The 281-nt window shown below is 56.2% G+C and carries 1 pseudogene; it reads right to left on the minus strand.

The window, feature by feature from the left end:
- Positions 1 to 281: pseudogene (locus HEN33_RS25820) on the minus strand (phage tail tape measure protein); the annotation flags it as partial.

The following is a 281-nucleotide window of genomic DNA, read 5'->3' on the forward strand; positions in this document are numbered from 1 at the left end:
CAAATCCCGGCGCTGCTGGCTGATTTTCTCATTCGCTCCGGCATGCTTCTCCAGCATCCGGAGTTCTGCCTGAAGCGTCAGCAGGGCAGCATGAGCACTGTCTTCCTGACGATCGCCCGCAGACACCTTCACGCCGGACTGTTTCGGCTTTTTCAGCGTCGCTTCATAGTCCTTTTTCGCTGCCGCCATCAGCGTGTTGTAATCTGCCTGCAGGATTTTCCCGTCCTTCAGTGCCTTGTTCAGTTCTTCCTGACGGGCGGTATATTTCTCCAGCGGCGTCT

Source organism: Escherichia sp. 94.0001, from assembly GCF_013369155.2.
Taxonomy (GTDB): domain Bacteria; phylum Pseudomonadota; class Gammaproteobacteria; order Enterobacterales; family Enterobacteriaceae; genus Escherichia; species Escherichia coli_F.